The organism is Haloarchaeobius ordinarius (assembly GCF_051801355.1).
GTDB lineage: Archaea > Halobacteriota > Halobacteria > Halobacteriales > Natrialbaceae > Haloarchaeobius.
In genome coordinates this window covers 20,638-41,012 of the sequence record NZ_CP196560.1, presented here as the reverse complement: position 1 = coordinate 41,012, position 20,375 = coordinate 20,638, and the positions used below count along the sequence as shown (strand labels likewise).

The window sequence follows — 20,375 nt, the reverse complement described above, 5'->3', positions numbered from 1 at the left end:
TCGATACCATGGGAATCAACTACAGCGTCGACGCGGATCCGGAGAAGACGGCCAAGGCCATGCTCCGGGAGCGTCACATGAGCAACAAGCACAGCAAGGCCATCGCCCGAGAGATCAAGGGCAAGACCGTCGGCGAGGCACAGGAGTACCTCGACGCGGTCATCAAGGGCGAGCGGTCCGTTCCGTTCAAGCAGCACAACAGCGGCGTCGGCCACAAGGGCGACATCGACGGCTGGGACGCCGGCCGCTACCCCGAGAAGGCCAGCAAGGCGTTCCTCGACCTGCTGGAGAACGTCGCCGCCAACGCCGACCACCAGGGCTTCGATGGCGAGACGATGGAGATCGTCCACTGCGCCGCCCACAAGGTCGGTGAATCGCCGGGGCGCAAGCCCCGCGCGATGGGCCGCGCGACAGCGTGGAACACGCCCCAGGTCGACGTCGAAATCGTCGTCGAGGAGGTCGAGAACTAATGGCAGACGAACACCAGTTCATCCGAGACGGTATGCAGCGGTCCCAGATCGACGAGTTCTTCGCAGAAGAGCTCGGTCGAGCTGGCTACGGTGGCATGGAAGTCGCCAAGACGCCCATGGGCACACAGATCGTGCTCAAGGCCGAAAAGCCCGGTATGGTCATCGGCAAGGGCGGTGAGAACATCCGGAAGGTCACGACGATGCTCGAGGAGAAGTTCGACCTCGAGGACCCCCAGATCGACGTGCAGGAGGTCGAAGAACCCGACCTCAACGCACGTATCGTCGCGGACCGCCTCGCGAACGCGCTCGAGCGCGGCTGGTACTTCCGTAAGGCAGGCCACACGACGCTCGAACGGATCATGGACTCCGGCGCCCTCGGTGCCGAGATCGTCCTGTCCGGGAAGGTCACCGGTGCCCGCTCGCGCGTCGAGAAGTTCAACGACGGCTACATCAAGCACAACGGCGAGCCCGCAGAGGAGATCGTCGACGAAGGCCAGGGTGTCGCCGTCATGAAGCTCGGTACCATCGGTGTCACGGTGAAGATCATCCCGCCGGAGGCCGAGCTTCCGGACGACTTCGAGATCTACGAGGGCGAAGACGTCAACGAGGTCGCCCCCGAGGCCGTCGAGGCCAACGAGGCCGTCGAGGAACTCCTCGAAGAGCCCTCCGAGGAGGAGCTCGAGGAGATCCAGGAGGAGGCCCAGGAAGCCGAGCCGTCCGAGGCCGCCGAACCCGCCGACGAGGAAGTCGTCGAAGAGGTCCTCGACGAGGAGACGACCGAGGAGTTCGACGAGGTCGAAGTCCCGGAAGGCGACGAGGACATCGAAGAGGAACTGGAAGAACTCGACGAGGCCGTCGAAGAAGAGGCGGCCGCGATGGTCGAGGAGATGGACGACGAAGAGGAGGAGGAGTAATCAATGGCGATTCTCCACCCCGACGAAGTCCGCGAGCTCACCCCGAGTGAGCGCGAAGAAGAACTCGAAGAGCTGCAGACCGAACTCCTGAACGCGAAGGCCGTGCAGGCTGCCGGTGGTGCCCCGGAGAACCCGGGCCGCATCGGCGAGCTCCGCAAGACCATCGCGCGGATCAAGACGATCCAGCAGGAAGAAGGCGACTTCGAGGACGAGGAATAACTACATGGCATTGACACCCGAGACGCTCCCACGACACGAACTCAACGGCCTCTACGTAGAGGTCGTCGACGCCGCGAACCCCGACCTCGTCGGGATAGCGGGACGCATCGTCATCGAGACGATGCAGACCCTCCACGTGGAGGACCGTGTCGATGGTGAGTCTCGGGTGCGCCAGGTGCCGAAGCAAGGCACGGTATTCGAGTTCCGACTCACAGATGAAACCGCCGACCCCGAGAAGGGGTCGGGGACGACGTCGAAACCGGGCATCCCTACCGGCGACGACGTCGCCTACGTTACGGTGGATGGAGTCAGACTGCTCTCACGACCCGCCCTTCGCACCGAAACCACAGGTGATTCGAAATGGCGATAGGACTGAACGTACCCGAACCGGAGGGTACCTGTTCCGACGACGACTGCCCGTTCCACGGCGAACTCGCCGTGCGCGGCCAGACACTCGAAGGAACGGTAGCCTCCACAGACATGGACAAAACCGTCATCGTCGAACGTGAGTACGACGTCCGGGTTCCCAAGTACGACCGCTACATGAAGCGGCGTTCGCGGGTCCCGGCCCATGCACCGACGTGCATGGACCTCACGGTTGGCGATACGGTTCGCATCGCAGAGACACGACCACTTTCGAAGACGAAAGCCCACGTCGTCGTCGAGCAGCTCGCTCACGACGACACGTACCAGCCCCGAGGAGGTGACGAGTGATGGAGGCACTGAAAGCCGACGTGACTCAGGGCCTCGAGAAGGGCTCGCTGCTGACGTGTTCCGACAACACCGGCGCGCGTGAGGTGAAGATCATCTCCATCGCTGGCTACCACGGAACCAAGAACCGACACCCCAAGGGGGGTATCGGTGACAAGGTGACCGTCTCCGTGACCAAGGGGACGCCCGAAGAGCGTCGCCAGGTCAAGGAAGCCGTCATCATCCGGCAGCGCAAGCCGATCCGTCGTCCCGACGGGACGCGCGTCAAGTTCGAAGACAACGCGGCCGTCCTCATCAACGAGAACGAGGAACCGCAGGGCTCGGAGATCAAGGGCCCCATCGCGCGTGAAGTGGCAGAGCGATTCGGAAGCATCGCATCCACGGCTACGATGATAGTATGACACGACAACCACGCAAACAGCGCAACCAGGCAGCACGCGCACCCCTGCACAAGAAGCAAAAGCAGGTCCGTTCGACGCTGTCCGACGACCTCCGTGAGGAGTACGGCCGCCGTCGCGCCCGCGTCAACGAGGGCGACACGGTCGAGGTCATGCGCGGCGACTTCGCCGGCGAAGAAGGCGAGGTCCTCGACGTCGACCTCAAGTCTTCGACCATCTCGGTCGAGGGCGTGACGCTCGAGAAGGCCGACGGCGAGGAGGTTCCCCGCCGTCTGGAGCCCTCGAACGTCCGTATCACGGAGCTCGACCTCGAAGACGAGCGTCGGGTGGCGCGTCTGGAAGGTGATGCAGAATGACGAAGCACCAGAAGCGACTCTCCGTTCCGAAGTCCTGGCCCGTCGAGCGCAAGACCAACACGTTCACCGTGAAGGCCGACGCCGGCCCGCACGGCGAGGAGGGTGTCCCGCTGGTCATCCTGCTCCGCGACGTGCTCGGTTACGTCGACTCGAAGAAGGAAGCCCGCTACGCCCTCAACCAGGGAACCATCCTGGTCAACGGCAAGGCGGTCTCCGACGAACAGCGCCCCATCGGCATGTTCGACATCGTCGCGTTCACCGAGCGTGACGAGTACTACCGCGTCTTCCCGGACGAGGGTGGCCGTCTGGCCCTCTCGCCCATCGAGGCAGACGCGGCAGACTCCAAGCTCGGCAAGATCGTCGACAAGCAGCAGGTCACCGGTGGCGAGACTCAGGTCTCGCTCCACGACGGTCAGAACCTGCAGCTCGCCGAGGCCAGCGAGTACAGCACGAAGGACTCCCTCGTCATCGACAACGAGACCAACGAGATCGTCGCCCACTTCCCGTACGAGGAAGGCGCGCTCGTGACCGCCGTCAAGGGCAGTCACGCGGGCGAGGTCGGCACGATCTCCGAGATTCAGGTGACGATGGGCTCCGGCAACAACACCGTCGTCGTCGACCAGGACGACGGCTCCTTCGAGACCATCGAGGACTACGTCGTCGTCATCGACGAGAACTTCACGGGTGATGACGAATGAGCGAGGCCGAGTTCCACGAGATGCGCAAGCCGACCGTCGAGAAGGTCGTCGTCCACATGGGCGTCGGCGAAGGTGGGCGCGCACTCCAGAACGCCGAGGGCATCCTCGAAGAGGTTACCGGGCAGGAGTCCGTTCGCACGCAGGCGAAAGAGACGCTCCCGGACTTCGGCATCCGTCAGGGCGACCCCATCGGCGCGAAGGTCACCCTTCGCGGTGCGGACGCTCACGAGTTCCTCGAGACGTCGCTGCCGCTCGCCGAGATCAGCGCGAAGCAGTTCGACAAGACCGGGAACTTCAGCTTCGGTGTCGAAGAGCACACCGAGTTCCCGTCCCAGGAGTACGACCCGAACATCGGTATCTTCGGGCTGGACGTGACGGTCAACCTCGTCCGTCCGGGCTACCGCGTGAAGAAGCGTGACAAGCGCTCTCGCCAGATTCCGGCGGGCCACCGTCTCACCCCCGAGGACGCCATCGCGTTCCTCGAGGCCGAATTCGACGTCGAGGTGACACAGGATGAGTGAAAGCGAAGAACAAGAGACCGGGGAGCAGGCTGCGAAACGTACCGGCCAGCTCGAGGAATGCCAGCGCTGTGGCCGCAAACAGGGCCTCGTTGGCAAGTACGACATCTGGCTGTGTCGACAGTGCTTCCGGGAGATCGCCCGTGAGATGGGCTTCAAAAAGTACCGATAATCATGACAGCGAACGACCCATTCAGCAACGCGCTCTCCGGCGTGAACAACGCCGAGAGCGTTGGGCATCTCACACACACAGTAAAGCCCGCTTCGAACCAGATCGGCTCCGTGCTCGAGGTCTTCTACGACCACGGGTACATCGACGGCTTCGAGTTCGTCGACGACGGCAAGTCCGGTCAGTTCGAGGTCGAACTGAAAGGCGCGATCAACGAATGCGGCCCCGTCAAGCCTCGTTACTCCGTCGCGGCAGACGAGTACGAGAAGTGGGAGAAGCGGTACCTCCCCGCGCGTGACTACGGTGCGCTCATCGTGACGACCAGTCAGGGCGTCATGAGCCACTACGAAGCACGCGAGCAGGGCGTTGGCGGCCAGGTGATCGCATACGTCTACTAGAACAATGCGAGTAGAACTGGACATTCCGGACGAAGTAAGCGCCGAGGTGGACCATCTCGACATCACCGTCGACGGTCCCGAGGGGTCGGTCACACGACGCCTCTGGTACCCCGACATCACCGTGAGCGTCGAGGACGACCAGGTGGTCATCGAGTCCGACGTCGAGAACGCGAAGACGCGTTCGACCGTCGGAACCTTCGAGAGCCACGTCGAGAACATGTTCCACGGCGTCACCGAGGGATGGGAGTACGAGATGGAAGTCTACTACTCTCACTTCCCGATGCAGGTGAACGTCGAGGGCAGCGAGGTCGTCATCGAGAACTTCCTCGGTGAGCGCGCACCGCGACGAACGAACATTCACGGCGACACGCAGGTCCAGGTCGACGGCGAAGCACTGACCCTCAGCGGCCCCAGCAAGGAGGACGTCGGGCAGACCGCCGCCGACATCGAGCAGCTGACACGCGTCAGCGGCAAGGACACACGTGTCTTCCAGGACGGCGTGTACATCACGCAGAAGCCTCGTAAGGGAGGTGCCTAACGTATGGCAGACGAACCCCAGGAACTCGAAGACATCAGCGGTGTCGGCGAGACGAAGGCCGAAGCCCTTCGCGACGCCGGCTTCGAGACCGTCGAAGACGTCAAGAAGGCCTCCCAGTCCGACCTCGCAGAGGTCGATGGCATCGGGAACGCGCTCGCCGCGCGTATCAAGGCCGACGTCGGCGACCTCGAAGTGACCGAGGAGACCGAAGCAGAGATCGAAGGCGAGGAAGAAGACGAAGCCGAGGCCGAGGCGGCCGAGGACGTCGAAACCGAACTGCAGCCCCGCGGGCTGGTCGAGAAGACCCCCGAACTCGACGAGCGGACGGAGCAGCTGCTCCAGAAGCGTCGCAAGGACGGGAAGCCGCAGTTCAACCGTCAGGACTACCACAAGAAAAAGCGCACCCCGACCTCGTGGCGCAAACCCCGCGGCGGCCTGTCCAAGCAGCGCCGTGGCATCAAGGGCAAGGGCCCGAAGGTCGAGGCTGGCTACCGCACGCCGACCGAGGTTCGCGGCAAGCACCCCTCGGGCTTCGACGAGGTTCGTGTGCACAACACGGACGACCTCGAGGGTGTCGACGGCGACACCCAGGCAGTGCGCATCGCCTCGACCGTCGGCGCTCGCAAGCGCGAGCGTATCGAGGAACAGGCAGAGGAGAACGACATCCGGGTGCTGAACCCGACCTACGTGGAAGTCGAGGTGGAACAGGATGACTGATCTGGCTGCCCAGAAGCGACTGGCGGCGGACGTCCTCGACTGTGGGAAGAACCGCGTCTGGTTCGACCCTGACTCGCAGGGTGACATCGCGGAAGCGATCACTCGTGAGGACATCCGTGAGCTCGTCGACGAGGGCTCGATTCGAGCGAAGGAGAAGAAAGGCAACTCCAAGGGTCGCTCCCGCGAGCGCAAAGCCAAGCGCGCCTACGGCCACCAGAAGGGCCCGGGCAAGCGCAAGGGCAAGAAAGGCGGTCGCGCCAACTCGAAGAAGGAGTGGCAAAAGCGGATTCGCGCGCAGCGAAAGAAGCTCAACGAACTCCGCGGCAACGGGGAGATCACGCGTACGCAGTACCGTGAACTCTACAACAAGGCCCGTGGCGGGGAGTTCCGCAGCGTCCAGTACCTGCTGAACTACATCGACAACAACTACGGTGACGAATAAATGGCGACAGGACCACGATACAAGGTTCCGATGCGGCGTCGCCGCGAGGTCCGGACTGATTACCATCAGAGGTTGCGTCTGCTGAAATCCGGGAAACCCCGGCTCGTTGCACGCAAGAGCAACAAGCACATGATGGCGCAGCTGGTCTCCCCCGGCCCCGACGGTGACAACACACACGCGAGTGCGCACTCGCAGGACCTGGCCGAGTACGGCTGGGAGGCTCCCACGGGGAACCTTCCGGCGGCGTACCTGACTGGGCTCCTCGCGGGCAAGCGCGCCATCGACGCAGGTCTCGAAGAAGCAGTGCTCGACATCGGCCTCAACACGGCGACGCCCGGTTCGAAGGTGTTCGCCGTCCAGGAGGGCGCTATCGACGCTGGCCTCGAGATTCCGCACAACGATGCCGTGCTGGCTGACTGGCCGCGTAACCGCGGCGAGCACATCGCGGAGTACGCAGAGCAACTCGACGAACCGCTGTACAGCGGCGACTTCGACGCAACAGACCTCCCCGCGCACTTCGACGAAGTGCGTGAGACGCTGATGGAGCTCTAACAATATGAGCCGAAACTACAACGACGGATGGGAACCCGTCACACGGCTCGGCAAGATGGTGCAGGAGGGCGAGATCGACTCCATGGAAGCCGCCCTCAACTCCGGTCTCCCGCTGAAGGAGCCCGAGGTCGTCGACCAGCTCCTCCCTGGACTGGACGACGAAGTGCTGGACATCAACATGGTCCAGCGCATGACCGACTCTGGCCGACGTGTGAAGTTCCGCTGTGTCGTCGCCATCGGCAACCGCGACGGATACGTCGGGTACGCCGAGGGGCGTGACGACCAGGTCGGGGCTGCCATCCAGAAGGCGATCGGTATCGCGAAGCTGAACATCATCGACGTGCCCCGCGGCTCCGGTTCGTGGGAAGACCGTTCCACGAAGCCGCACTCGCTCACCCACCGGACCTCGGGTAAAGCCGGGTCCGTCGAGGTCGAGCTCATCCCCGCCCCGCTCGGGCTGGGTCTGGCGGCCTCCGACACCGTCCGCAAGGTGCTGGAACTCGCCGGCATCGAGGACGCGTGGACGAAGAGCTACGGGAACACGCGCACGACCGTCAACTTCGCCAAGGCGACGTTCAACGCCCTGGAGAACGCGTCGCAGTCGCGCCGTGCACGCACGCAGTCCGAAGCCGAGGAGGTGGCCGAGCAATGAAGGCGGTCGTCCAGCTCCGCGGTGAGGTCGACATGTCCGGCGACATCCACGACACGCTGAAGATGCTGAACATCCACCGCGTGAACCACGCGACGCTCGTTCCCGAGCGTGACACCTACCGTGGGATGCTCACGAAGGTCAACGACTACGTCGCGATGGGCGAACCCAGCCAGGACGTGCTGGAAGTCGTCCTCGCCAAGCGCGCCGAGCCCGTCGAGGGTGACGCCGACGTGGACGACGAGTGGGTCGCCGAGAACACCGACTACGACGACATCGCCAGTCTCGCCGAGGCGCTGCTGGCCGAGGAGACGACGCTGCGCGAGCAGGGTCTCTCGCCGGTCCTGCGCCTGCACCCGCCGCGGAAGGGGCACGACGGTATCAAGCACCCGACCAAGGAGGGTGGCGAGCTCGGTAAGCACACGACCGAGGAGATCGACAAGCTCCTCACGGCAATGCGATAACCATGACGAGCAAGAAACGACGCCAGCGCGGCTCGCGCACACACGGTGGCGGCACACACAAGAACCGACGTGGAGCCGGTCACCGTGGTGGCCGCGGTCGAGCTGGCCGTGACAAACACGAGTTCCACAACTACGAACCGCTCGGCAAGCACGGGTTCAAGCGCCCGCAGGACGTCCAGGACACGGTCCTCGAGATCAACGTCCAGAAGCTGGACGAGGACATCGCCCTGTACGTCGCAGACGGCACCGCGGAGGAGAACGGCGACGGCTACGTCGTCGATGCCCGCGACGTCGTCGAGGACGGACACGAGGCAGACGTCGTGAAGGTCCTCGGTAGCGGTCAGGTGCGCAACGAACTCGAAGTCCACGCGGACGCGTTCACGGCAGGCGCTCGCGGCCTCATCGAAGAGGCTGGCGGCGAAGCCGTGCTCACCGACCGCGCGGAGGAAGCAGAATCGGAAGACACTCAAGACGAGACCGCCGACGAGGAATAAGCCATGGGATGGAAGGAGGCTGCCGAACCGATCCTGACGCGGATGCCCGCAGTGGTACGACCAGAGGGCCACGTCCCGTTCAAGCGCAAGCTTGGGTGGACCGCTGGCGTGCTGGTGCTGTACTTCTTCCTCACTACCGTCACCGTCTTCGGGACGGTTCCGGTCGGTGCGGGAGCGAGCGGCGACGCGTTCGGCCAGTTCCGCTCGATACTGGCGGGCGCGAATCGCTCGATACTGCACCTCGGTATCGGTCCGATCGTCACGGCGAGCATCGTCCTACAACTGCTCGGCGGGGCGAACCTGCTCGGACTCGACACCAACGATCCGCGTGACCAGGTGCTCTATCAGGGCCTCCAGAAGCTACTGGTGCTGGTGATGATCTGCCTGACCGGCCTGCCGATGGTGTTCCTCTCGAACGCCATCCTCCCGGTCGAGCAGGCGGCGGCGTCCACGATGGCCGGCATCGTCGGCCAGGCGAACGCGACTCTCGCCGTCCAGCTGCTCATCTTCGCCCAGATTCTGGTCGGCGGCATCCTCGTCCTGTTCATGGACGAGATCGTCAGCAAGTGGGGCGTCGGCTCCGGTATCGGCCTGTTCATCGTGGCAGGCGTGAGCCAGAGCCTCGTCACCGGCTTCTTCGACATGTTCGGCCGGTGGTTCGCCATCGTCGCTGGCAACGTCGACTTCAACGTGCTGACGGCGTCCGGATTCGCACAGTTCCTCGGATCGGAGGGCCAGATCATCGCCCTCGCGACGACTATCATCATCTTCACCATCGTCGTCTACGCCGAGTCCGTGCGGGTCGAGATTCCGCTCAGTCACGCCAGGGTCAAGGGCGCACGCGGTCGCTTCCCCGTGAAGCTCATCTACGCGAGCGTCCTGCCGATGATCCTGGTTCGCGCCCTGCAGGCGAACATCCAGTTCCTCGGGCGCGGGCTGAACAGCGCAGTCGGCCTCCCGAACTGGGTCGCCCAGTACAGCGGTGGACAGGCCATCGGCGGCCTGTTCTACTACCTCGCACCCATCCAGTCGCCCGGTGACTGGATGTGGTGGAGCACCGGACAGGCAGCCAGCATGGAGGTCTGGCAGGTGCTCATCCGTGTCGGCGTCGACCTGACGTTCATGATCGCGGGCGGTGCGGTGTTCGCGATCTTCTGGGTCGAGACGACCGACATGGGTCCGAAGGCGACCGCGAAGCAGATCCAGAACTCCGGGATGCAGATTCCCGGCTTCCGCCAGAACGTCGGCGTCATCGAGAAGGTGATGGAGCGGTACATCCCGCAAGTCACCGTCATCGGTGGTGCGCTGGTCGGCCTGCTGGCGGTGCTGGCGAACATGCTCGGCACCGTCGGTGGCGTCACCGGGACGGGGCTGCTGCTGACGGTCTCCATCACGTACAAGCTGTACGAGGAGATCGCCGAGGAGCAGCTCATGGAGATGCACCCGATGATGCGCCAGATGTTCGGGAACTGATTCCCAGTCCTCGAACCGTCTTCCTTTTCACCGTTTCTTCGACGATGTCGCTCTCCGCGTAGTGGTGACACGGCGCGAGTTCAGTTCGCCGGAACGGCCGAAGGGATGTTTCTTTCGGCGGGGTTCCCTCTCGTGGTGAGCACATCGCTCACCTTCGTCGTGATGCGAAGGTTCGTGGCCGGTGCGACGAAGCGAATCCTCGAGGGATGCCTGCTCCACCGGCCCGGAGGCGACACTCCCGGGACTCCTCGCGGCGGTGTACGGGGTCACCACGATGGCTGTTCTCGCCAGGGTCTACCGACAACTCTCACCGGACGATGGTGGCAGGTCGGAGCGTCTCGAGGACTGAGAGTGGCGGAACACCCGTGGGCCCTGTTCGTCGTCCTGCAGCGAGGTGACCGTCGGGCGGCTATCGGTTCCGTTCACCGGGTACGCGGGTCCGGTGTCGGCGTGACGACGCTGGCCGGGGAAAGTGGGGGGAGGGAACGGCGAGCGGTGGTGGGATACCAGGGACAGTGGTCGAACGACCGTTCCGGTGCCGAATCGGCTGGCCGAACAGACGGGTCGATGCTCTTTCGACCGCGCTGTCCCGTCCGGTGGTACACACGTTTCGTCCATAGCTATTCACGTGTTAGCAGAGACCAGATAGTGAAAATCAACGATTATATCCGAATCTGGACTACTCTGTGACGGTGACGGTCACCTCGTCTACGAGTGGCATCGCGAGGTGGCTCCCATTCCCGAGTTGACAGACGAGGCGGTGCTCACCGGGTGAGAGGTCGAGCGTGGCCTCGGACTCGCCGCCGCCGTAGTGGAGGTGGTTCGGGTCGGCGGGGATACGGGTACCGACACGGATGGGGTCGGTGTCGACGAGCAGGTGGGCGTGGCCAGCGTTCTGGCGGACCGTCCCGGCGGGTTCGAGCTGGACCATCTCGGTCGCCCACCGGACGACGAACGGGTTCGTGACGGTGTCGCCGTCCGTCGGCGTGACGATGGAGAGGCTGGCACCGCCGACGACGGTGACGGTCACGGTGTCGGTGAGGGTGGTCGCCCGGTGGTTCCCGTCGCCGAGTTGACAGACGAGACGGTGCTCGCCCGGGGCGAGGTCGAGGACGGTCTCGGACTCGCCGCCGCCGTAGTGGAAGTGTCGTATGTCGGCGGGGATTATCTCACCGGCGGGAACCGGGTCGGTGTCGACCAGCAGGTGGAAGTGTCCGGCACCGGCCCGTGCGTTGCCAGCGGCTTCGATGTCGACGTTCGAGGCGTTCATCACCACCGACACGCCGCCGGCGATGACGTCACCGTCGGTGGGTGTGACGAACGAGACGGTCGCATCAGACGGGTACTGCGTCTGGGTTCCGGGTGCCGGGTCACCGACGGGAGTGTCCTGTCGGCGACGGGAGAGACAGCCTGCGGTCGCGAGGACACCGGCGCTCCCGATGGTGGCGAGCAGTGCGCGTCTGTCGACCCGGCGCGGTCGAACCGGGTCGATGGTCGATGACGAGGCGTGCGCTGTCGAGCGCCCGTCCGGGGACTCGGGTTGGTGTTGCATCGTAGGACTAGTAGGTGGTGTGCTCGAATGGCCACATCGGCAGCAGGAAATGAAGTCGGGCTGTCTCGTTCGACTCAGGTGGAGCGGCTCTCCGTACCGTCGGGACGCGCACCGATGGCGTCCGTGAGGTACATCGAGCCGAACAGCGCGACGGCGAGGGCACCGACGGTGTCGTAGAGGAGGTCGGAGACGGTGTCGTCGAGCCCGGACTGGACGAGCGGGGCGGGCTGTCCGAGTTCGACGGCTGCGAGGGTGACGCCGTACTCGAACAGTTCCCAGAGGACGCCGGCGGCCATGACGAACAGCAGCAGGTAGAGGAAGGTGAACCAGGGCGTGAGTCGGAGTCTCTCGCTGTGGACGTCGAGCGAGCGGGCGGCCGCGTAGCCGACGGCGGCGACGACCGACGCCGAGGTGGCGTGGGCAACGTCGTCGTACCAGACGAAGTCGGCGTACGGGCCGAGCATGCCGGCGGCGTGGAACAGGACCGCTCCGGTGAGCCAGAGCGTCAGGTAGACGTGCATGGTGAACCGGCGGTCGCGTCTGAGGACGGCGGGCAGGAGCGTGATACCGAGCGCGCCGAGTGCGTTCACCACGATGCCGACGTCGGTCTGCTGGAGTCCGACGACGGCGATGGCCAACAGGGCGAGTTGCATCAGTCGAACGAGCAGGCTGGCGGCGCGTTCGAACGGTCCGAGGGGGTTCATTCGTTCCCTCCGTGCTGTCGTGCCGAAGCGGGTTCACCGCCGTCGGTCACGAGCGGGCGGCCGGGGCGAGACTCGGGCCGTGCCCGGCAGAAGTACGGGCCGAAGAAGACGGCGACGAGGAACCCGGCCAGACTCGCGGTGGCGAACTCGTGCATGAGTGCCGCGTTCGTGGCGACGAACGTGAGGCCGAGGGCGTCCGCGGCGGCCCAGCGAGCGACCGCCCAGAAGCCGGTCAGACCCATGGTGGCGACGACGACGAACAGCATCCCGAAGCCAGTAGTCATGCGCAGGCTGGAGAACTGCTGGACCAGCGCGACGGTGAGGAGGGCGATGGCCGCCAGTGCGGCGGCGTCGGCGAAGGTGGCGACGGTCTCGAAACTCCCGTGGACGACACCCGGGGTGACGAGCCAGGAGAGGTCGAGGCCGAGGTCACCGGCGGCGGCGAGTGCTCTCCCCGTGGCATCCCCGGCGGTGGCCCCGACCGTCTCTGGACCGAATGTCCGCGTCGTCAGGGGCACGCCAGCGATGACGAGCAGGGGCCACGGTGGGACCCGCGTCACCGACCGTCCGGTGAGTGCGGGGCCGGCCGCGAGGAGTGCGACGAAGCCGGTGAGTCCCGCCCAGTGGATGGCCCCACGCTGGGAGGCGAGTACGGCGAGCGCGACGAGTGCGGCCACGAGTGTCCACGTGAGCACTGCGTTCAGCGAGCGACCCACGCGGCTCATCCGTGCCCCCCTGTCGGTCGGTTACGGGCGATACCACTCTCCGGACGTGTGCTGTAGCTCTCGTGCAAGCTCTTCCCCCCTTGCTAGTGACAGGTACTCGTTACTGACTATTGAGGATAGTGGGGACCGGGCGGTAACCGACGCGAACCGGCCGGAACTGTCAGGGTCAGGTCGTCCGCCGGGAGGTCTCAGCCGACCGGTCGGCCGGGGCATCGGTGAGAGACACCGACCCGAACAGTGCGACGACGACGCCACCGATGGTGTCGTAGATGAGGTCGGAGGCGGTGTCGTCGAGTCCGGACTGCACGAGCGGGGCTGGTTGACCGGCTCGGTCAGCCGCGAACATGACGCCGAATTCGAGCAGTTCCCAGACCACGCCCGCGGCCATGACGAACAGCAGCAGGTAGAGGAAGGTGAACCAGGGCGTGAGTCGGAGTGTCTCGCTGTGGGCCTCGAGCGACCGGGCGGTGGCGTAGCCGACGGCGGCGACGACCGACGCCGAGAGCGTGTGCGTGAGGTCGTCGTACCAGACGATGTCTCCGTAGGGCCCGAGCGTGCCGGCGGCGTGGAGCAGGACCGCCGCGGTGAGCCAGAACGTCAGGTAGACGTGCATGGTGAACCGACGGTCGCGGCCGAGGATGGCGGGAAGGAACGTGATGGTGAACGCGCCGAGTGCGTTCACGAGGATGCCGAGACTGGCCTGCTCGTACCCGACGTAGGCGATGGCCAGCAGGGCGAGTTGCATCACCCTGACGAGTGCCGCGGCGGCGCGAATGGTGAGTCGTGGGGGCGACCCCGACGACGCTTCGGTGGCTGGTTCCGGGGACCGCCCACCGTCGGTCGTGATGGATGGCGAGACGGTGGACGCTGGCTCTGGGCGCGACCGGCAGAAGTACCGTCCGAACAGCAGTGCGACGAGGATGCCCGCCACACTGGCGGTCGCGAACTCGACCATGAGGGCGTCGTTGGTCGTCACCAGGGTGACGCCGAACGCGTCCGTGGCGAACCAGCGAGCGATACCCCAGAAGCCGGTGAGGCCCATGGTGGCGACGGCCACGAACAGCCGCCCGAAACTCGTCGTCATGCGGAGACTGGTGAACTGCTGGAGCAACGCCACGCCGAGGAGCGCGGCCGCTGCGACCGACGCCGCGTCGACGAAGGTGAACACGTTCTCGAAGCTACTGGTCACGAGCGTCGAGACGACCGCCCCTCTGAACGCCGGCGAGACGTAGTACGGGAGGTCGACGCCGACCCTGTCGGCCAGGGAGAACAGCACCTGCTTGGCGTCACCCGCGGTCAAGACGACGACCTCGAGGTCGTACTTCTGAGCCAGCGAGAACACCCAGGCACCGGTCTCACGCATCGACGGGACGAGCGAGGAGAGGCTGTGCTCGCCGGTGAGCGAGGACAGCCACTCTTTCAGGGAAGCACCGGCCGAGACGAACACCTCTGACCCGAAGGTCCGCGTAGTCAGCGGGACACACGCGATGGTGACGAGCGGCCACGGGGCGACCTGTGTCACCGGCCCGCCGGTGAGGGCGGGGCCCGCGGCGAGCAGCGCCACGAACGCGGCAACCACCGCCAGGAGGACCGTTCCCCGCGTGTACGCGTACCCAGAGAGTGTAAAGAGGCCGAACACGAGCGTCCACGTCAGCACCGCGTTCACCGTCCGAACGACGCTCCTCATCGCCACTCCCGGGAGCCGTCTACACCGATTCCGTTCCTGTTGCTATGGCTATTGCTATGGCTGTTGCTGTCGTCCACGTCACTCCTCCCCCTCCAGTGCTACTCACACATACTCGTCACAGACTATTGTGAGTAGTAGACACCGAGACGAAAGGGGGATACCAGCCGAACAGGCTGTTCGCTTATGTATCCAGTTCGGTGGCGAACCGGGTGGTTACCGCCGACCGAACAGGCGTTCGCGGATGCTGGTCTTGCGTTCCTTCTCGGCGAGCAGGACCGAACAGTCGACGTCGCTGATGACGTCCATGACGAGCGACCCGCGAAGGAGGCGCGAGAGCAGGCCACGTTCGGTCGCGCCGACGATGAGCATCGACGCGTCGCGGGCGTGGCGCTCGATGGCTGCCTCGACGTCACCGCCGTCGTCGACGATGTACGTCGCGTTCGTCAGGTCGTGGTCCGAGGCCCAGTCGTGGAGGAAGGCTTCGGCCTCCTCGTGGGTTTCCTCGTCGGTCCGCCGGACGTAGAGCAGCTCTATCTCGGACTCGTACTGGGACTGCAAGGCGAGTGCGACCTCGGCGGAGAGGTCGGAGTCCGGGCCGCCCGCGGTGGGCACCAGGACCTTCTTCGGGTCGAACCCGCGGTCCTTCAGGACCAGGAAGTCACACGGCACGTCCTGGGTGAGTTCGTCCACGCGGCTCTCGGCGCGGCCGTGGGAGTGCGGGCCCCAGCCCATGACGACGAGGTCCGCGTTGTGGTCGCGGGCCGCGTCGAACACCTCCTCGAACGAGCGGTGCGAGAGGATGGTGTGGGTCTCGACCGGCACGTCGAACGCCTCGGCGTTCGCCCGCGCGGAATCGAGCAGCGCCCTGCTGTCCGGGTCCATCTCGTCGACGTGGTCCTTCGCGTACGACAGCGAGGTCTGGTCGGGCACCTGGACGATGTGGGTCGCGACGACGGTGCCGCCGCGCTGTTTGGCGATGGCCGACGCGAGCGAGATGAGGTCCTTCTCGTGTTCGGGGTTGGCGAGCGGGACCATCACGCGGAACTGGCCGCCGTCGGGGGCGACCGTGTTCGCGGCGTTGACCGCGGAGTCGGGCATCTCGTCGGAGCGAGCGAGAATCCACTCCGAGAGTTCGCCCTGGCGTTCGGTCCGGGACCGGGCGTAGGTCAGGTACCACACCGCGGCGAAGACGACGAAGCCGAGGCCGAGCAGCTGCACCTCCTGGGTGATGAAGTAGATGAGTGCGAACGACGACAGCGCACCCACGATGGGCGTGATTGGGTACAGTGGGACCGTGTACGACGGTTCGTACCCCTCGACGTCGGCCTCACGCATCACGATGAGGGCGAGGTTGAGCAGCCCGTAGATGACGAGGTGCAGGACGCTGCCGAGTTCGGCGAGCATGTTGATGGGTGCGACGACGATGAACGCGAGGATGAACCCGCCCGTGATGCCGATGGAGCGGTACGGCGTCCCGTAGCGGTTGTGAATCTCGTTGAGTTCCGGGGTGACGATGCGGTCACGGCCCATCGCGAAGTTGATGCGCGAGGACGCGAGGATGCTCGCGTTCGCACTGGAGGCCGTCGCAAGCAGGCCACCGAACAGGAGCGCGCCGGCGAGCAGGCCACCCTGCAGGGTGCGCCCGACTTCGACGACCGCGATCTTGTCGGGGTCGAGGCTCTGGATGAATCCGGCCGGGACCGCCGCGCTCATCACGAACAGCACCAGCGCGTAGATGGCGGTGACGATGAGGACGCTCCCGATGACCGCTCGTGGGAGGTTCCTGTCCGGGTTCTTGATCTCTTCGGCGACGCTCGTGATCTGGACGAAGCCCAGATAGGAGACGAAGATGAGTCCCGTCGTGGTCATCATCGGGCCGAAGCCCTTGCTCTCGGGGAGGTTCACGGGGTCTGCACTGATCGACCCGATGGTCGTGAACACGGCGAGGATGGCGACGAGGATAACGACGATGACGTTCTGGAGCCGTCCCGTCTCTTTCGCCCCGACGTAGTTGACGAGGACGAACAGGCCCGCACCGGCGAGCGCGACGATCTTGACCGTCGGCAGGGTTATTCCAGCGAGGGAGTAGCCCGTGGCCAGCCCGAAGATGTTGCGGATGTACTCACCGAAGCCGACCATGTAGAACGCGGAGGCGAACGCGAGGCCCATCCAGTTCGACCAGCCGGCGATGGAGCCAAAGAGCGGCCCGAGCGCCCGGTTGACGTAGTAGTACGCACCGCCGGATTTCGGCATGGCGGTGCCCAGTTCCGAGGCGGAGAGCGCGGTGAGCATGGCGATGACGCCGCCGAGGACGAACGACCCGACCGCCAGCGAGCCTGCCTGGCTGATCGCGTCGCCCGGCAGGACGAAGATGCCCGCGCCGATCATCGTCCCGACCCCGATGGTCAGGGCGGCGAGCGGGCCAAGGTCTTTGGCGAGTTCCTCGTCGCTCATTCGTCACCTCCCGGGAGCGCGATGACTGGCAGTTCGGCCTCCGTCACGAGGTCGAGCGTCGTATCGCCCGTGATGAACCGCAGCAAGCGGCTGCCCTCGCGCGGGACGAACGCGACCGCGGTCGCGTCGACCTCCTTCGCGGTGTCGAAGATGGCCTTCGAGACGTTCCGGCCGTAGGCCAGCTTCGTCTCGTAGTCGATGCCGGCTTCGGCGCACTTCTCGCGTGCGACCGCGAACGCCTCCTCGGCGTACTCCTCACGCTGTTCGACCGACGCCTTGTCCGGTGCGCCGCCAGCCTTCTCGACGACGTGGACGATGGTCAGTCGGGACTCGTCTGTGAGGTACGGCAGAAGTGCTTCGAGCGTCGCGTGGGCGTCTTTCTCGCCTGCGACCGGGACGACGGGATGTGAGAGCAGCGGTTCGTCCATCACCCACCACCCCCACCGGGTACGGAGTAGTTGCATCGGCGTTCCGGCTCGACGACGGCGTCGTCTCTATTCGGGTCGCTGTGCGGTTGTCTCATGGTCGGCCGTACAAGCCCACCGAACAAATAGTGTTCTGTCTTGGAATCAGATGTCAGTAACCCAGAGCCGGTACGCTTCTGGACGGTCGAACACGTCCCGGAACACCCGGTCGACGAACTGCCCGACCCGTTCGTCGTCGGTCCGCGCCGTGATGCGGGCGTGGGTCCCCTCGGCCTCTTCGGGCGTGACGAGCTCTTCGACGCTGAACGACGGGAACTCGTCACAGAGCGACTTCAGCTGGTCGAGTTCGTAGTCGGTGCAGTCCAGTGCGACCGTCTTCTCGAAGTACTGCACCCAGGGCGCGCCGTGGCCGAGTTCGCGGTCGGTGTCAGTCGGCTCGACAGTGATGGTGGTGTACGGGCTCCCGCGCTCTCGATGTGCCGCGATGGCGTCTGCGACCAGTTCGATTCGTGTCGGTTCCGTCGTCGCATCGAATCGGGTCATGCGTGTTCTTGCTGGGTGTTTCGTGGGCGGGTGGTGTAGTGGGTTCTGATTCGTGCTGGGCGGGTGGTGTAGTGGGTTCTGATTCGTGCTGGGCGGGTGTGGTGCTGTGCGGTTGCGGCCCTCGCCACCAGCGTGAGTGAACTGCTTGCTCGTCGGGCCAGTGCCAGCCACGCTGGGGTCGCGCACGTTCGTTACCAGTGCAACTGCGACCCGAACGCGGGGTGGACACGTCGAACTGTCGTCGACTCACGCTAGCGTCCGTGACCGCGACCGCCCCGCACCACAGCCTCCCCAGCCGAGTCGCTCCACTCCGTTCCGCTCCTCCCTCGTGCGCTTCCTACTCGCGGCCTCCGGCACGCGAGTCCGCGCACGCCACCCGCACCGAGTTCCCCCACGAGCACACGGTTCCTCCCTGCACGCCAGAACACCCCAACAGCATGCGAAGAACCGGCGACCACTCGACGGGATACGAAAACATTACTTGCCGGCGAGAGAGGGTCCAGATATGGCCCTGAGGACACCGCCGTTGCGCGAGCAACACGACGCTGCCGGCGCGAAGTTCACCGAGTTCGGTGGCTGGGACATGCCAGTCGAGTTCGATGGAATCCGCGCCGAGCACGAGGCAGTTCGCGCCAGTGCGGGCATCTTCGACGTGTCGCACATGGGCGAAATCGAAGTGTCCGGGCCGGACGGCACCCGGTTGATGCAGCGACTGACGACCAACGACGTCGAGCGACTGGGCCCCGGCGACTCGCAGTACTCCTGCATCTGTCGCGAGGACGGGGTTATCGTCGACGACACGGTCGTCTACCGCTACCCCGACGAGGCCGACGACGCGGACCCGACGTACCTGTTCGTCCCGAACGCGGGCCACGAACAGGAGATGCTCGACCGGTGGACGAGCCACCGCGACGAGTGGGGCCTCGACGCGACGGTCACCGACCGGACCGAGGACTTCGCGATGTTCGCGGTCCAGGGTCCCGACGCGGTCGACCACGTCAGCGACGCGGCCGCCGGCCACGTGGCCGACCTCTCGCGCTTTACGGCCCGCTACAGCGAGGTCGCGGGCGCAGAGTGCCTGGTCGCCCGGACCGGCTACACCGGTGAGGACGGGTTCGAACTCGTCGTTCCGTGGGACGACGCCGTCGACGTGTGGGAGGCGTTCGACGACGTGCAACCCTGCGGGCTCGGGTCGCGTGACACCCTCCGGCTGGAGGCGGGCCTGCTCCTCTCCGGGCAGGACTTCCACCCGGAGGACGAACCCCGGACCCCCTACGAGGCCGGCATCGGCTTCACGGTCAAACTCGACACCGAGTTCGTCGGCCGTGACGCCCTCGAGTCCGTCAAAGAGGACGGCGTCGAGGAGGAACTCGTCGGCTTCCGGCTCGTCGACCGCGGCATCCCCCGGCACGGGTACGACATCGCCGACACCGACGACACCGTCATCGGCACCGTCACCAGCGGGACGATGAGCCCGACCCTGGACGAACCCATCGGCCTGGGCTACGTACCGACCGACTTCGCCGACCCCGGCACCAGCCTGCACGTGCTGGTTCGCGGCCGGGCGAAGAAAGCGGTAGTCGAACCACTCCCCTTCTACGAACGAGATACATGAGCTTCGAGACACCTGACGACCGGAAGTACGAGGAATCGCACGAATGGGCACTCCGCGACGGCGACACCGTCCGCATCGGCATCAGCGACTTCGCACAGGACGAACTGGGCGACGTCGTGTTCGTCGAACTCCCCGAGGTGGGAGACGACGTCGAACAGGGCGAGGCCTTCGGCGTCATCGAGTCCATCAAGGCCGTCTCCGACCTGTACGCGCCGGTCTCCGGCGAGGTCACGGCCGTCAACGAGGACCTGTTCGACGCGCCGGAACTCGTCAACGACGACCCGTTCGGTGACGGCTGGATGCTGGAGGTCACGCTGGCCGACGAGGCCGAACTGGACGACCTGCTGAGCGCCGACGAGTACGCGGACCAGGTCGCCTGAGGGCGGTCGTCCGCGGGTCCCACCGCTCGTTCGCTCCCGCGGAAAATACTGCCGCCGGGTATGCAGAAACGAGCGTATCACCCCTCTCCCCGGTTCTATTATAACCACGT

Annotated in this window: 28 protein-coding genes; 21 read left to right on the top strand and 7 right to left on the bottom strand. The window is 65.4% G+C overall.

The window, feature by feature from the left end; all coding sequences use genetic code 11:
* Nucleotides 1-8: 8 nt before the first annotated feature.
* The 19 genes from ACSC1R_RS00255 to secY are packed head-to-tail and all read left to right on the top strand — an operon-like array spanning nt 9 to nt 10,180.
* On the top strand, nt 9-470 hold the full coding sequence (locus tag ACSC1R_RS00255; RefSeq protein ID WP_439027068.1) for a 50S ribosomal protein L22: 462 nt from the start codon (nt 9-11) through the stop codon (nt 468-470).
* Nucleotides 470-1,384, top strand: coding sequence for a 30S ribosomal protein S3 (locus tag ACSC1R_RS00250; protein ID WP_439027067.1), 915 nt, complete (start codon nt 470-472; stop codon nt 1,382-1,384). The genes ACSC1R_RS00255 and ACSC1R_RS00250 overlap by 1 nt, the downstream gene beginning before the upstream one ends.
* A 3-nt stretch (nt 1,385-1,387) precedes the next feature.
* Nucleotides 1,388-1,603, top strand: a complete 216-nt coding sequence (gene rpmC, locus ACSC1R_RS00245; protein WP_439027066.1) for a 50S ribosomal protein L29 — start codon at nt 1,388-1,390, stop codon at nt 1,601-1,603.
* A 4-nt stretch (nt 1,604-1,607) separates the two neighbouring features.
* On the top strand, nt 1,608-1,973 hold the full coding sequence (locus ACSC1R_RS00240; protein ID WP_303647620.1) for a ribonuclease P protein component 1: 366 nt from the start codon (nt 1,608-1,610) through the stop codon (nt 1,971-1,973).
* Entirely contained in the window at nt 1,964-2,317 is a 354-nt protein-coding gene (locus ACSC1R_RS00235) for a 30S ribosomal protein S17 (protein ID WP_261652023.1), read from the top strand. The genes ACSC1R_RS00240 and ACSC1R_RS00235 overlap by 10 nt, the downstream gene beginning before the upstream one ends.
* Nucleotides 2,317-2,715, top strand: coding sequence for a 50S ribosomal protein L14 (locus ACSC1R_RS00230; RefSeq protein ID WP_261652022.1), 399 nt, complete (start codon nt 2,317-2,319; stop codon nt 2,713-2,715). Before ACSC1R_RS00235 ends, ACSC1R_RS00230 begins: the two co-directional genes overlap by 1 nt.
* Entirely contained in the window at nt 2,712-3,068 is a 357-nt protein-coding gene (gene rplX, locus ACSC1R_RS00225) for a 50S ribosomal protein L24 (protein ID WP_439027065.1), read from the top strand. The genes ACSC1R_RS00230 and rplX overlap by 4 nt, the downstream gene beginning before the upstream one ends.
* Nucleotides 3,065-3,766 carry a 30S ribosomal protein S4e gene (locus tag ACSC1R_RS00220; protein ID WP_439027064.1) on the top strand — a complete coding sequence of 234 codons (702 nt, stop codon included), beginning with the start codon at nt 3,065-3,067 and terminating at the stop codon, nt 3,764-3,766. The genes rplX and ACSC1R_RS00220 overlap by 4 nt, the downstream gene beginning before the upstream one ends.
* Complete coding sequence (locus ACSC1R_RS00215) at nt 3,763-4,287, top strand: 50S ribosomal protein L5 (RefSeq protein WP_439027063.1); 525 nt, start codon at nt 3,763-3,765, stop codon at nt 4,285-4,287. Before ACSC1R_RS00220 ends, ACSC1R_RS00215 begins: the two co-directional genes overlap by 4 nt.
* A complete protein-coding gene (locus tag ACSC1R_RS00210) occupies nt 4,280-4,456 on the top strand; it encodes a 30S ribosomal protein S14 (protein ID WP_439027062.1) in 177 nt (58 codons plus the stop codon). Before ACSC1R_RS00215 ends, ACSC1R_RS00210 begins: the two co-directional genes overlap by 8 nt.
* Before the next feature lie 2 nt (nt 4,457-4,458).
* Complete coding sequence (locus tag ACSC1R_RS00205) at nt 4,459-4,851, top strand: 30S ribosomal protein S8 (protein ID WP_439027061.1); 393 nt, start codon at nt 4,459-4,461, stop codon at nt 4,849-4,851.
* 4 nt (nt 4,852-4,855) lie between these two features.
* The gene (locus ACSC1R_RS00200; protein ID WP_439027060.1) at nt 4,856-5,389 is read left to right on the top strand and encodes a 50S ribosomal protein L6; all 534 of its coding nucleotides are present in this window, start codon (nt 4,856-4,858) and stop codon (nt 5,387-5,389) included.
* Nucleotides 5,390-5,392: 3 nt separating this feature from the next.
* On the top strand, nt 5,393-6,106 hold the full coding sequence (locus ACSC1R_RS00195) for a 50S ribosomal protein L32e (RefSeq protein ID WP_439027059.1): 714 nt from the start codon (nt 5,393-5,395) through the stop codon (nt 6,104-6,106).
* Nucleotides 6,099-6,548 (top strand): 50S ribosomal protein L19e, encoded by a 450-nt coding sequence (locus ACSC1R_RS00190; RefSeq protein ID WP_439027058.1) that lies wholly within the window; start codon nt 6,099-6,101, stop codon nt 6,546-6,548. Before ACSC1R_RS00195 ends, ACSC1R_RS00190 begins: the two co-directional genes overlap by 8 nt.
* Nucleotides 6,549-7,100: a 50S ribosomal protein L18 gene (locus ACSC1R_RS00185; protein WP_439027057.1), complete on the top strand. Its 552-nt coding sequence runs from the start codon at nt 6,549-6,551 to the stop codon at nt 7,098-7,100.
* Nucleotides 7,101-7,104: 4 nt separating this feature from the next.
* Complete coding sequence (locus ACSC1R_RS00180) at nt 7,105-7,752, top strand: 30S ribosomal protein S5 (protein ID WP_439027056.1); 648 nt, start codon at nt 7,105-7,107, stop codon at nt 7,750-7,752.
* Nucleotides 7,749-8,213: a 50S ribosomal protein L30 gene (rpmD, locus tag ACSC1R_RS00175; RefSeq protein WP_439027055.1), complete on the top strand. Its 465-nt coding sequence runs from the start codon at nt 7,749-7,751 to the stop codon at nt 8,211-8,213. Before ACSC1R_RS00180 ends, rpmD begins: the two co-directional genes overlap by 4 nt.
* 2 nt (nt 8,214-8,215) lie before the next feature.
* Nucleotides 8,216-8,707 carry an uL15m family ribosomal protein gene (locus ACSC1R_RS00170; RefSeq protein ID WP_439027054.1) on the top strand — a complete coding sequence of 164 codons (492 nt, stop codon included), beginning with the start codon at nt 8,216-8,218 and terminating at the stop codon, nt 8,705-8,707.
* Between the two features lie 3 nt (nt 8,708-8,710).
* Nucleotides 8,711-10,180 carry a preprotein translocase subunit SecY gene (secY, locus tag ACSC1R_RS00165; RefSeq protein WP_439027053.1) on the top strand — a complete coding sequence of 490 codons (1,470 nt, stop codon included), beginning with the start codon at nt 8,711-8,713 and terminating at the stop codon, nt 10,178-10,180.
* Between the two features lie 679 nt (nt 10,181-10,859).
* On the opposite strand, the gene ACSC1R_RS00160 is transcribed toward secY, so the two are convergent.
* From ACSC1R_RS00160 to ACSC1R_RS00130, 7 genes are all read right to left on the bottom strand, one after another.
* Nucleotides 10,860-11,732 carry a DUF4399 domain-containing protein gene (locus ACSC1R_RS00160; protein WP_439027052.1) on the bottom strand — a complete coding sequence of 291 codons (873 nt, stop codon included), beginning with the start codon at nt 11,730-11,732 and terminating at the stop codon, nt 10,860-10,862.
* A 74-nt stretch (nt 11,733-11,806) separates the two neighbouring features.
* Nucleotides 11,807-12,436, bottom strand: a complete 630-nt coding sequence (locus tag ACSC1R_RS00155; RefSeq protein ID WP_439027051.1) for a hypothetical protein — start codon at nt 12,434-12,436, stop codon at nt 11,807-11,809.
* Nucleotides 12,433-13,161, bottom strand: a complete 729-nt coding sequence (locus tag ACSC1R_RS00150) for a hypothetical protein (RefSeq protein ID WP_439027050.1) — start codon at nt 13,159-13,161, stop codon at nt 12,433-12,435. The genes ACSC1R_RS00155 and ACSC1R_RS00150 overlap by 4 nt, the downstream gene beginning before the upstream one ends.
* A 166-nt stretch (nt 13,162-13,327) precedes the next feature.
* Nucleotides 13,328-14,848: a hypothetical protein gene (locus tag ACSC1R_RS00145; RefSeq protein WP_439027049.1), complete on the bottom strand. Its 1,521-nt coding sequence runs from the start codon at nt 14,846-14,848 to the stop codon at nt 13,328-13,330.
* Nucleotides 14,849-15,061: 213 nt separating this feature from the next.
* Nucleotides 15,062-17,302, bottom strand: a complete 2,241-nt coding sequence (locus tag ACSC1R_RS00140) for an amino acid permease (RefSeq protein ID WP_439027048.1) — start codon at nt 17,300-17,302, stop codon at nt 15,062-15,064.
* Nucleotides 17,299-17,766: a universal stress protein gene (locus ACSC1R_RS00135; protein ID WP_439027047.1), complete on the bottom strand. Its 468-nt coding sequence runs from the start codon at nt 17,764-17,766 to the stop codon at nt 17,299-17,301. The genes ACSC1R_RS00140 and ACSC1R_RS00135 overlap by 4 nt, the downstream gene beginning before the upstream one ends.
* A 105-nt stretch (nt 17,767-17,871) precedes the next feature.
* Nucleotides 17,872-18,270 carry a hypothetical protein gene (locus ACSC1R_RS00130; RefSeq protein WP_439027046.1) on the bottom strand — a complete coding sequence of 133 codons (399 nt, stop codon included), beginning with the start codon at nt 18,268-18,270 and terminating at the stop codon, nt 17,872-17,874.
* 505 nt (nt 18,271-18,775) lie between these two features.
* On the opposite strand from ACSC1R_RS00130, the gene gcvT reads away from it, so the two are divergent.
* Together gcvT and gcvH are read left to right on the top strand one after the other, a co-directional pair.
* Nucleotides 18,776-19,885 (top strand): glycine cleavage system aminomethyltransferase GcvT, encoded by a 1,110-nt coding sequence (gene gcvT / locus ACSC1R_RS00125; RefSeq protein WP_439027045.1) that lies wholly within the window; start codon nt 18,776-18,778, stop codon nt 19,883-19,885.
* Nucleotides 19,882-20,265 carry a glycine cleavage system protein GcvH gene (gene gcvH, locus ACSC1R_RS00120; protein WP_439027044.1) on the top strand — a complete coding sequence of 128 codons (384 nt, stop codon included), beginning with the start codon at nt 19,882-19,884 and terminating at the stop codon, nt 20,263-20,265. The genes gcvT and gcvH overlap by 4 nt, the downstream gene beginning before the upstream one ends.
* Nucleotides 20,266-20,375 lie beyond the last annotated feature (110 nt).

What these genes read in the sequence shown, in the direction of transcription:
- ACSC1R_RS00255 (WP_439027068.1), top strand. Translation starts at nt 9, where the DNA reads ATGGGAATCAACTACAGCGTCGACGCGGATCCGGAGAAGACGGCCAAG.
- ACSC1R_RS00250 (WP_439027067.1), top strand. Translation starts at nt 470, where the DNA reads ATGGCAGACGAACACCAGTTCATCCGAGACGGTATGCAGCGGTCCCAG.
- rpmC (WP_439027066.1), top strand. Translation starts at nt 1,388, where the DNA reads ATGGCGATTCTCCACCCCGACGAAGTCCGCGAGCTCACCCCGAGTGAG.
- ACSC1R_RS00240 (WP_303647620.1), top strand. Translation starts at nt 1,608, where the DNA reads ATGGCATTGACACCCGAGACGCTCCCACGACACGAACTCAACGGCCTC.
- ACSC1R_RS00235 (WP_261652023.1), top strand. Translation starts at nt 1,964, where the DNA reads ATGGCGATAGGACTGAACGTACCCGAACCGGAGGGTACCTGTTCCGAC.
- ACSC1R_RS00230 (WP_261652022.1), top strand. Translation starts at nt 2,317, where the DNA reads ATGGAGGCACTGAAAGCCGACGTGACTCAGGGCCTCGAGAAGGGCTCG.
- rplX (WP_439027065.1), top strand. Translation starts at nt 2,712, where the DNA reads ATGACACGACAACCACGCAAACAGCGCAACCAGGCAGCACGCGCACCC.
- ACSC1R_RS00220 (WP_439027064.1), top strand. Translation starts at nt 3,065, where the DNA reads ATGACGAAGCACCAGAAGCGACTCTCCGTTCCGAAGTCCTGGCCCGTC.
- ACSC1R_RS00215 (WP_439027063.1), top strand. Translation starts at nt 3,763, where the DNA reads ATGAGCGAGGCCGAGTTCCACGAGATGCGCAAGCCGACCGTCGAGAAG.
- ACSC1R_RS00210 (WP_439027062.1), top strand. Translation starts at nt 4,280, where the DNA reads ATGAGTGAAAGCGAAGAACAAGAGACCGGGGAGCAGGCTGCGAAACGT.
- ACSC1R_RS00205 (WP_439027061.1), top strand. Translation starts at nt 4,459, where the DNA reads ATGACAGCGAACGACCCATTCAGCAACGCGCTCTCCGGCGTGAACAAC.
- ACSC1R_RS00200 (WP_439027060.1), top strand. Translation starts at nt 4,856, where the DNA reads ATGCGAGTAGAACTGGACATTCCGGACGAAGTAAGCGCCGAGGTGGAC.
- ACSC1R_RS00195 (WP_439027059.1), top strand. Translation starts at nt 5,393, where the DNA reads ATGGCAGACGAACCCCAGGAACTCGAAGACATCAGCGGTGTCGGCGAG.
- ACSC1R_RS00190 (WP_439027058.1), top strand. Translation starts at nt 6,099, where the DNA reads ATGACTGATCTGGCTGCCCAGAAGCGACTGGCGGCGGACGTCCTCGAC.
- ACSC1R_RS00185 (WP_439027057.1), top strand. Translation starts at nt 6,549, where the DNA reads ATGGCGACAGGACCACGATACAAGGTTCCGATGCGGCGTCGCCGCGAG.
- ACSC1R_RS00180 (WP_439027056.1), top strand. Translation starts at nt 7,105, where the DNA reads ATGAGCCGAAACTACAACGACGGATGGGAACCCGTCACACGGCTCGGC.
- rpmD (WP_439027055.1), top strand. Translation starts at nt 7,749, where the DNA reads ATGAAGGCGGTCGTCCAGCTCCGCGGTGAGGTCGACATGTCCGGCGAC.
- ACSC1R_RS00170 (WP_439027054.1), top strand. Translation starts at nt 8,216, where the DNA reads ATGACGAGCAAGAAACGACGCCAGCGCGGCTCGCGCACACACGGTGGC.
- secY (WP_439027053.1), top strand. Translation starts at nt 8,711, where the DNA reads ATGGGATGGAAGGAGGCTGCCGAACCGATCCTGACGCGGATGCCCGCA.
- ACSC1R_RS00160 (WP_439027052.1), bottom strand. Translation starts at nt 11,732, where the DNA reads ATGCAACACCAACCCGAGTCCCCGGACGGGCGCTCGACAGCGCACGCC.
- ACSC1R_RS00155 (WP_439027051.1), bottom strand. Translation starts at nt 12,436, where the DNA reads ATGAACCCCCTCGGACCGTTCGAACGCGCCGCCAGCCTGCTCGTTCGA.
- ACSC1R_RS00150 (WP_439027050.1), bottom strand. Translation starts at nt 13,161, where the DNA reads ATGAGCCGCGTGGGTCGCTCGCTGAACGCAGTGCTCACGTGGACACTC.
- ACSC1R_RS00145 (WP_439027049.1), bottom strand. Translation starts at nt 14,848, where the DNA reads ATGAGGAGCGTCGTTCGGACGGTGAACGCGGTGCTGACGTGGACGCTC.
- ACSC1R_RS00140 (WP_439027048.1), bottom strand. Translation starts at nt 17,302, where the DNA reads ATGAGCGACGAGGAACTCGCCAAAGACCTTGGCCCGCTCGCCGCCCTG.
- ACSC1R_RS00135 (WP_439027047.1), bottom strand. Translation starts at nt 17,766, where the DNA reads ATGCAACTACTCCGTACCCGGTGGGGGTGGTGGGTGATGGACGAACCG.
- ACSC1R_RS00130 (WP_439027046.1), bottom strand. Translation starts at nt 18,270, where the DNA reads ATGACCCGATTCGATGCGACGACGGAACCGACACGAATCGAACTGGTC.
- gcvT (WP_439027045.1), top strand. Translation starts at nt 18,776, where the DNA reads ATGGCCCTGAGGACACCGCCGTTGCGCGAGCAACACGACGCTGCCGGC.
- gcvH (WP_439027044.1), top strand. Translation starts at nt 19,882, where the DNA reads ATGAGCTTCGAGACACCTGACGACCGGAAGTACGAGGAATCGCACGAA.